Source organism: Mesorhizobium sp. M1A.F.Ca.IN.022.07.1.1 (assembly GCF_003997575.1).
Classification (GTDB): Bacteria; Pseudomonadota; Alphaproteobacteria; order Rhizobiales; family Rhizobiaceae; genus Mesorhizobium.
Genome location: NZ_RZST01000268.1, coordinates 1 through 8536 on the forward strand (window position 1 = coordinate 1; position 8536 = coordinate 8536).

7 protein-coding genes are annotated in these 8536 nt (G+C 65.1%); 3 read left to right on the forward strand and 4 right to left on the reverse strand.

The genetic code is table 11. The features are described from left to right. A partial coding sequence (gene yihA, locus EOA75_RS24145) for a ribosome biogenesis GTP-binding protein YihA/YsxC (RefSeq protein WP_127325344.1) occupies positions 1 to 487 on the forward strand: 487 nt, incomplete at its 5' end. Positions 488 to 644: 157 nt separating this feature from the next. On the opposite strand, the gene EOA75_RS24150 is transcribed toward yihA, so the two are convergent. Together EOA75_RS24150 and EOA75_RS24155 are read right to left on the reverse strand one after the other, a co-directional pair. Continuing rightward, complete coding sequence (locus EOA75_RS24150; RefSeq protein WP_127325345.1) at positions 645 to 3098, reverse strand: DNA translocase FtsK; 2454 nt, start codon at positions 3096 to 3098, stop codon at positions 645 to 647. Between the two features lie 216 nt (positions 3099 to 3314). Further along, positions 3315 to 4013 (reverse strand): TetR/AcrR family transcriptional regulator, encoded by a 699-nt coding sequence (locus EOA75_RS24155; protein WP_067323814.1) that lies wholly within the window; start codon positions 4011 to 4013, stop codon positions 3315 to 3317. A gap of 135 nt (positions 4014 to 4148) precedes the next feature. Here EOA75_RS24155 and EOA75_RS24160 point away from each other — a divergent pair, with 135 nt between their 5' ends. Beyond that, a complete protein-coding gene (locus EOA75_RS24160; RefSeq protein WP_095799024.1) occupies positions 4149 to 5333 on the forward strand; it encodes an HlyD family secretion protein in 1185 nt (394 codons plus the stop codon). 115 nt (positions 5334 to 5448) lie between these two features. Then, positions 5449 to 7053 carry a DHA2 family efflux MFS transporter permease subunit gene (locus tag EOA75_RS24165; RefSeq protein ID WP_067003293.1) on the forward strand — a complete coding sequence of 535 codons (1605 nt, stop codon included), beginning with the start codon at positions 5449 to 5451 and terminating at the stop codon, positions 7051 to 7053. 93 nt (positions 7054 to 7146) lie between these two features. Here EOA75_RS24165 and msrB read toward each other — a convergent pair whose 3' ends face one another. Both msrB and EOA75_RS24175 read right to left on the reverse strand, forming a co-directional pair. Further along, a complete protein-coding gene (gene msrB, locus EOA75_RS24170; protein WP_067323811.1) occupies positions 7147 to 7650 on the reverse strand; it encodes a peptide-methionine (R)-S-oxide reductase MsrB in 504 nt (167 codons plus the stop codon). 195 nt (positions 7651 to 7845) lie between these two features. Next, complete coding sequence (locus EOA75_RS24175; RefSeq protein ID WP_127247474.1) at positions 7846 to 8403, reverse strand: fasciclin domain-containing protein; 558 nt, start codon at positions 8401 to 8403, stop codon at positions 7846 to 7848. Positions 8404 to 8536 lie beyond the last annotated feature (133 nt).

Genomic DNA, 8536 nt, shown 5'->3' on the forward strand with positions numbered 1-8536 from the left:
GAAGGGGCTGGCGCGCACCTCCAACACGCCCGGACGGACGCAGGAGCTGAACTATTTCGTGCCGGACGGCTTCTCCGGCGAAGGCGCCGACCTGCCGCCGATGGCGCTGGTCGACATGCCGGGCTACGGCTACGCCAGCGCACCGAAGGATAAGGTCGATGCCTGGACGAAGCTGATCTTCGAGTATCTGCAGGGCCGCGTCACGCTGAAGCGCGTCTATGTGCTGATCGACGCCCGGCACGGCATCAAGGCCAAGGACGAGGAGGTGCTGTCGCTGCTCGACAAGGCGGCGGTGTCCTACCAGATCGTGCTGACCAAGACAGATAAGATCAAGGCGGCCGGCGTGCCGAAGCTGATCGAGGAGACGCTTGCCAAGATCAAGAAACGGCCGGCGGCGTTCCCGGCGGTGCTCGCGACTTCGTCGGAAAAGGCCTCAGGGCTCGAGGATCTGCGCGCGGCGATCGCCTTGGTGGCGAACGGCGGCTGACGCATTTTTCGCCTTGGAGCAGGGCAGCCGCGTACTGCGCTCCCCCTCACCCAGTCTCCGCTTCGCCCGGCTGACCTCTCCCCGAGGGCCCCAGATAGACAAGGACGGGCAGGACCAGCCGCGATCGGCCGACCTGACTGCGCGCCCTAACGCCCGCTCAATCCGTCTCGTCGCGCTCCGGCGCATGGTCGCGCCGGCCGGCAAGGATTTCGCGCTTGCCGACATGGTTGGGCGCGCCGACCAGGCCTTCCTTCTCCATGCGTTCGACCAGCGAGGCGGCGCGGTTATAGCCGATGCCGAGGCGGCGCTGGATGTAGGAGGTCGAGCATTTCTTGTCGCGCTTGACCACTTTGACCGCCTCCTCATAGAGGGCGTCGCCATCCTCGGCGTCGATCGAGCCCTTGTCGAAGACTGGACCCGTGTCGGCCGGATCTTCTTCCTCTTCCTCGCCGGCGGTGACCGTATCGAGATATTCCGGGCGGCCTTGCGCCTTCAAATGCGCCACGACGTGTTCGACCTCGAGATCGGAGACGAAGGGACCGTGCACGCGCACGATGCGCCCGCCGCCGGCCATGTGCAGCATGTCGCCCTGGCCGAGCAGCTGCTCGGCGCCCTGCTCGCCAAGGATGGTGCGGCTGTCGATCTTGGACGTCACCTGGAAGGAGATACGGGTGGGGAAATTGGCCTTGATGGTGCCGGTGATGACGTCGACCGACGGGCTCTGTGTGGCCATGATCAAATGGATGCCGGCGGCGCGCGCCATCTGCGCCAGCCGCTGGATGGCGCCTTCGATCTCCTTGCCGGCCACCATCATCAGGTCGGCCATCTCGTCGACGATGATGACGATGTAGGGCATCGGCGCGAGGTCGATCTCCTGCTCCTCGAACAGCGGCTCGCCCGTGCCCTTCTCGAAGCCGACCTGCACCTGCATGACCACGACCTCCCCCTTGTCGCGGGCGGCCGCGGCGCGCTGGTTGTAGCCGTCGATGTTGCGCACGCCGAGGCGCGCCATCTTGCGGTAACGCTCCTCCATCTCGCGCACCGCCCATTTGAGCGCGGTGACCGCTTTCTTGGAATCGGTGACGACCGGCGTGAGCAGATGCGGGATGCCGTCATAGACGGACAATTCGAGCATCTTGGGATCGACCATGATGAGGCGGCACTCCGCCGGCTTCATCCGGTAGAGCAGCGACAGGATCATGGTGTTGATGGCGACCGACTTGCCCGAGCCGGTGGTGCCGGCGACCAGCAGATGCGGCATCTTGGCGAGGTCGGCGATGACCGGCTCGCCGCCGATGGTCTTGCCCAGCCCCAGCGCCAACTTGCACGACGTGTTGCGGAAGCCGGTCGACTCGATCAGCTCGCGGAAATAGACCGTCTCGCGCGTTTCGTTGGGCAGCTCGATGCCGATGACGTTGCGGCCCGGCACCACCGCGACGCGCGCCGAGATGGCCGACATGGAGCGGGCGATGTCGTCGGCCAGGCCGATGACGCGGCTGGACTTCACGCCCGGCGCCGGCTCGAACTCGTAGAGCGTGACGACCGGACCCGGCCGGACATGGATGATTTCGCCCTTGACGCCGAAATCCTCCAGCACGCTTTCGAGCAGGTCCGCGTTCTGTTCCATCCGCTCCTGCGACATGTAGAAGCCCTGGCCTTCCGGCGGCATCTGCAGCAATTCCTCGGACGGAAGCTCGTAGCCGGCCGAAGCGGGCTGCGGCGCGACCTTGCCGGCGACGGGCAGGGGCGGCGCGGGTCTGGCGGCCTTGGCGCTCTTTGCGATGGGACGCGGCGCGACGGACTCAGGCGCGGGCGCGCGCGATTCGATTTCCCCAGGAGCGGACCGGAGAGCGGGCAGATCGACCGGCGGAGTCAGCGGGGCCAGACTTGCGGCCGGCCCGTGCGAGCGCCATTCGATGACGCGGTAGAACGAGGTCGCCTCGCCGATCGCGGCGGGGCGGAACGGGCTCGGTTGCGCCGCAGGACTCATCCGCGCGGGAGCCGCGGGCGTCTGCAAAGGATCGTTCAGCCGTGCCCGCGCCAGGCGCTCGGCGAGCAAGGGCAGGCTGAACTCGAAAAACGCATCGTCGGAAAGATAGGACCAACGAAATTTCGGCGGCTGCGGCTTTTGTGCCGGAGTGGCTACGGCCCGTGGCGGCGGCGCGGCGCTGGCCTGCTGCGGCTTGACGATGGCCTGCGGCGGCTTGGCCTGGGCGGTGGCGGCCGCGGCGGGGACTGCCCGGCCCGGATTGGTCGGCTGGGGCGCCAGCGGCGCCGGACGAATGGGAAGCCCGCGGGAAGCCACCGCCTTGGCCGGCGCTTCATCAACTGGCTCCGGTGCGGGCCGTTTGTCGGAATCCGGCGTGCGAGTGAAGCGCACATTGGGCGCGAGGAAGAAATATTGCTGCCAGGCCTGGCCGCCGAACTCGTCGCCGCCAGCCGAATCGGCGGCGTTCGATTCGCCGTCAGCGGCGGCTCGCAGCGTGACGACCTGCCCCGTTTGTCGCTGCGGCGGCACGGCAGCGCCATGATGCCGCGCGTCTTCCGAGCTGCTGTCGTCGTTGTCGCCGTAAGCGGAAGCGCCGGAAGGATTGGCACGGGTAAAACGCATGGATGTCACACTCGAGATTCGTCGAACAAACGTGTCCCGAGACATAGGAACCGATGGTTAACAAGCTCTTCCGGAAGGGTCCGGGAAAAGTGCCGGTCGACGGCTCGAGTTGGGCTGGAAGAAGGAGGTGACCGGTGGCATCGAAGTCGGCTGCCGCGGCGCCGTAGCGTCGTCAAAGCGCCTCGCGTTCCTTCGCAATCGCTGCGCGCCGCGGGTTCACGCCGAGAGCGACGCCTGCTCCTCGGCCGCGAGCTTCTCGGTGCCGTAGGCCTTCAGAAAGACGTTCACGCCGGAGCGAACGACATGCTCGATCTCGGCTTGGCTCGGCGCCTTGGTGCGGTAGGAAAAAATGCACTGGCGGAAGAGGCCGGCGAGACAGAGCTCGGTGAACTGATAGGCGGCGAGATCGACATCGTCGATCTTCAGCAGGCCGCGTTCGACGGCTTCGTTGAGGAAGATCATCACCTTGTCGTGGCCACGCTTGGGACCGCGCTCGTAGAAGCGGGCGCCAAGCTCGGGAATCCTGTCGGAAGCGCCGACCACGGTGCGCTGCGCCTGGATGACCTTGGCCGAGGTGATCTTGGCGGAGAGCACCATGCCGAACTTCACCAGCGTCTTGCGCAGGTCGTCGAAATGGTCGAGCACCTCATACATATTCTTGAAGATGGTGCCACGCTCTTCCTCGATGAGAGCCTCGAACAGCTCTTCCTTGTTGGCGAAATAGACGTAGATCGTGCCCTTGGAGACGCCGGCCTCGCGCGTGATGTCGTTCATCGACGCGGCTTCGAAGCCCTTGTCGATGAAGACGCGGCGCGCGCCTTCGATGATCTGGGCCCGTTTGATCGGATCCTGCCCGGCCGCGGGACGGCCTTTGCGCAGGTCGAGCAGATCGCTATCGGCTGTCGTTTCGACCATCGGAGTCAAACCTCACGAAATATTTCGAACCAACCGGTTCGATTTGCTCTTGATATGGGCCTCTTTCCGCGCTATGTCAATCACCAATTCGAACCGAACGGTTCAGTCTGACTGACTTGTCCCAGAGAGATTATCATGTCCTCGAACGCGCCCGCTACCGCCGAAGTCCGCAATTTCCCCAACGCCAAGGTCCAGCCGTCGACCGAAGCTCCGGAAGCGCCTGTACTGCCCGCTCCTCCCGCGCCTGCCGAAGCGCCGGCCAAGAAGAAGCGCTCTGTCCGCTCGCTGCTGCTGCCGATCATCGGGCTGGGCCTCCTCGGCGCCGGCTCCTGGTACGGCTACGATTACTGGACCGACGGCCGGTTCATGATCTCCACCGACGACGCCTATGTCCAGGCCGACATGTCGTTCGTGTCGCCGAAAATCTCCGGCTATGTGGACAAGGTGCTGGTGAGCGAGAACCAGAGGGTCAAGGCCGGCGATCCGCTGTTCGTCATCGATGACGGCGACTACAAAATCGCGGTCGGCCAGGCGGAGGCGCAGATCGCCACGCTGGCGAAGACGCTCGACCGCATCGATGCGCAAACCAAGGCGGCGCAGGCCTCGCTGGCGCAAGCACAGGCGCAGAAGATCGCCGACCAGGCGGCGGCCGACAATGCGGCACGCGCACAGGCCCGCGCGGCGCAGCTGCTCAAGACGCATGTCGGCACGCAGGCACAACTCGACGACGCCCAGACGGCGCTCGACCAGGCCAAGGCAGCCCTCGCCGGCGCCGACGCGCAGATCACCGCCGCGCAGGCCAATATCGGCGTGCTCGAAGCCCAGCGTGCGGAATCCGCCAGCACGCTCGCCTTGCTGCAGCTCACCCGCGACAAGGCGCAGCGTGACCTTTCCTTCACCGTGCTCAAGGCGCCCTATGACGGCGTCGTCGGCAACCGCTCGGTCGAACAGGGCGACCTCGTCACGCCCGGCCAGAAGCTCGCCGTCGTCGTGCCGATGGACAAGCTCTACATCGTCGGCAACTTCAAGGAGACGCAGCTTGGCCGGCTGGTGCCTGGCGAGAAGGTCCGCATCACGGTCGATGCCATCGACGGCCAGACCTTCGAGGGCACGGTTTCGTCGCTGGCGCCGGCTTCGGGCGCGGTGTTCTCGCTGCTACCGCCGGAAAACGCCACCGGCAACTTCACCAAGGTCGTGCAGCGCGTGCCGGTCCGCATCGACGTGCCGGCCGACGTGCTGAAGACCGGCAAGCTGCGCGCCGGCCTGAGCGTCATCGTCGCCGCCGACAGCCGCACCGCGCCGGCCGCGACGACCAACTGAGAGTTTGGGGGGCGGCCCGGTGGCCAATTGAGCGCCGAGCCGCCCAGCCTGTTTTGACGCAGTTCCGGGCGGAAAACGCCGCGCACTTTTGGAGCTGCCGCAGGGAGGCCATGAGATGGCAACCGCAACCATTACCGCAGGAGCAGCGCCGGCACGTCCGGCAGCCGCCGCCCCCGCCGACCACATGCCGGCGCGCCGCGTCATCGCCTTCCTGGCGATGGTGTTCGGCATGTTCATGGCGATCCTCGATATCCAGATCGTCTCGGCATCGCTGGCCGAGATCCAGGCCGGCCTCAGCGCCAGCTCCGACGAGATCCCGTGGGTTCAGACCGCCTATCTGATCGCGGAAGTGGTGATGATCCCGCTGTCGGGCTTCCTCAGCCGCATGCTGTCGACCCGCGTGCTGTTCACGACCGCGGCCGCCGGCTTCACAGCAGCAAGCGCGCTGGCCGCGACCGCCACCAACATCGACCAGATGATCGTCTACCGCGCCATCCAGGGCTTTATCGGCGGCGGCATGATTCCGAGCGTGTTCGCTGCCGCCTTCACCATCTTCCCGCCGTCGCGCCGCGCCGTCGTCTCGCCGATGATCGGCCTGGTGGCGACGCTGGCGCCGACCATCGGCCCGACGGTCGGCGGCTATATCAGCCATGCCATGTCCTGGCACTGGCTGTTCCTGATCAATGTCGTGCCGGGCATACTGGTGGCGACGGCTGCCTGGTCGCTGATCGATTTCGACAAGCCGAACCTCAAGTTGTTTTCCAAGTTCGACTGGTGGGGCCTGATCGGCATGGCCGCCTTCCTCGGCTGCATGGAATACGTGCTGGAGGAAGGCCCGAACCATGACTGGCTGCAGGAGCCGGCCGTCTTTGCCTGCGCCATCATCATGACCATAGGCGGTCTCATCTTCTTCTGGCGCGTGTTCACCGCCGAGGAGCCGATCGTCGATCTGCGGGCCTTCAACAATGTCAATTTCGCCTTCGGCTCGCTGTTCTCCTTCGTGGTCGGCATCGGCCTTTACGGGTTGACCTACCTCTATCCGGTGTTCCTCGGCCGCATCCGCGGTTACGATTCGATGATGATCGGCGAGGCGCTGTTCGTCAGCGGCCTGGCGATGTTCTTCACCGCGCCCGTCGCCGGCATCCTGTCGAACAAGATCGATCTCAGGCTGATGATGATGGTCGGCTTCATCGGCTTCGCCACCGGCACATGGTGGATGACGCATCTCACCGCCGACTGGGATTTTTATGAGCTCTTGATCCCGCAGATCCTGCGCGGCTGCTCGATGATGCTGTGCATGGTGCCGATCAACAACATCGCGCTCGGCACGCTGCCGCCGGAGCGGCTGAAGAATGCGTCGGGCCTGTTCAACCTGACCCGCAATCTCGGCGGTGCCGTCGGCCTGGCAGTCATCAACACGGTGCTGATCGACCGCAATGCCTTTCACTATGCAAGGCTTTCCGAGCATGTGCAGTGGGGCAGCGAGGCCGCGCAGACCAAGCTGCAGAACATGACGTTGACCTTCCAGCAAAACGCCGGCCTCGACGCCACGACCGCCGCCATTTCAAAGCTGTCCGGCATGGTGCAGCAGCAGGCGGCGCTGTTGTCCTTCATGGACGTGTTCATGATGCTGACCGTGCTGTTCGCCTCGCTCGGATTTTTCGTGCTGTTCATCAACAAGCCGGCACAGCAAGGCGGCGGTGGCGGCGGAGGCCATTGAGGAGCCGGAACCCCCGCCTGGCGTCCTCAAGGCGTGACCCCGGAAATCGTCGCCGATTTCCGGGGTCATTTCTTTGGACAGATCGCAGTCCGCTCAGGCCGCGGCGGGCTTGAAGGTCAGCGCCACGCCGTTGATGCAGTGGCGCAGGCCGGTGGGCGGCGGGCCGTCGTCGAAGACATGGCCAAGATGACCGCCGCAACGGCGGCAATGCACCTCGGTGCGCGTCATGCCGAGCGAACGGTCTTCGGTCTTGCCGATGGCATTGGGGATCTCCTGCCAGAAGCTCGGCCATCCGGTGCCGGAATCGAACTTCGTTTCCGACGGATAGACCGGCAGGTCGCATCCGGCGCAGGCGAAGATGCCCTTGCGGTGTTCGTTGAGCAGCGGGCTGGTGCCCGGATATTCGGTGCCCTCCCTGCGCAGCACGTCGAAGGCGGCATCCGAAAGGATGGCGCGCCATTCGGCGTCGGTCTTGGTGATCTCGAAGGTCTCGGCGGCCAGAGCCGGCTTCGCGCCGCCCATGTGCAACGCCGCTCCGGCTCCGATTGTGAGGGCAGTGGCGGCGGCACCGCTCCAGAGAAAGTCGCGACGGTTCATGGCCTTTCCTCCTGACGTGATCTTACAAACTAGGACGCCACCGGAAAAGCAAAAGCCGGTGACGGTTCGCGCGCCACCCCGCGTCGACCCAAGCCCTGGCGATGCGGAGCGGCGCTTGACGGCAGCACGGATCGTGGGAGGGAGACCGTGCGGCCGGCGCGGACATACGCCACTTCGCCGGCCGCACGCGCTTTGTTACATCTTCGGCAGAAGAACCTTGTCGATGACGTGGATGACGCCGTTCGACTGGCGCACGTCGGCGATTGTGACATGAGCGACGTTGCCGTTCTCGTCGGTCGCCGTGACCTTGCCCTTTTCGGACTTCAGCGTCAGGGCGCAGCCGCCGACGGTCTTGACCTCATGCGCACCGCCATCGGCCTTGGCCATCTTGGCGACGTCGGCGGCCAGCGCCTTGGCGGCAATGACATGGCAGGTGAGGATCTTGGTCAGCTTGTCCTTGTTCTCGGGCTTGAGCAGCGTCTCGACGGTGCCGGCCGGAAGTGCAGCGAAGGCCTCGTTGGTCGGGGCAAAGACAGTGAAAGGACCGCGGGTCTGCAGCGTGTCGACCAAGCCGGCGGCCTTGACGGCGGCGACCAGCGTGGTGTGGTCCTTCGAATTGACGGCATTCTCGATGATGTTCTTCTTGGCATACATCGGGGCGCCGCCGACCATCGGATTGGCGGCATAGGCAACGGCGCCAAGCGCGGAAAGGCCGATTGCAGAGGCAAGCAGAAGGGTGGCGAGTTTACGCATTGTATCAGTCTCCTCTGGTTGTTTTTCCCAATCCTTGGGAACGCGAGGAGATACGAGGCGTCAAAAACTTAGTTTCGCGAACTTCGAAGATTTTTTATTCGTCGGCCCGGATGCAAACGTACCGCGTCTAAGC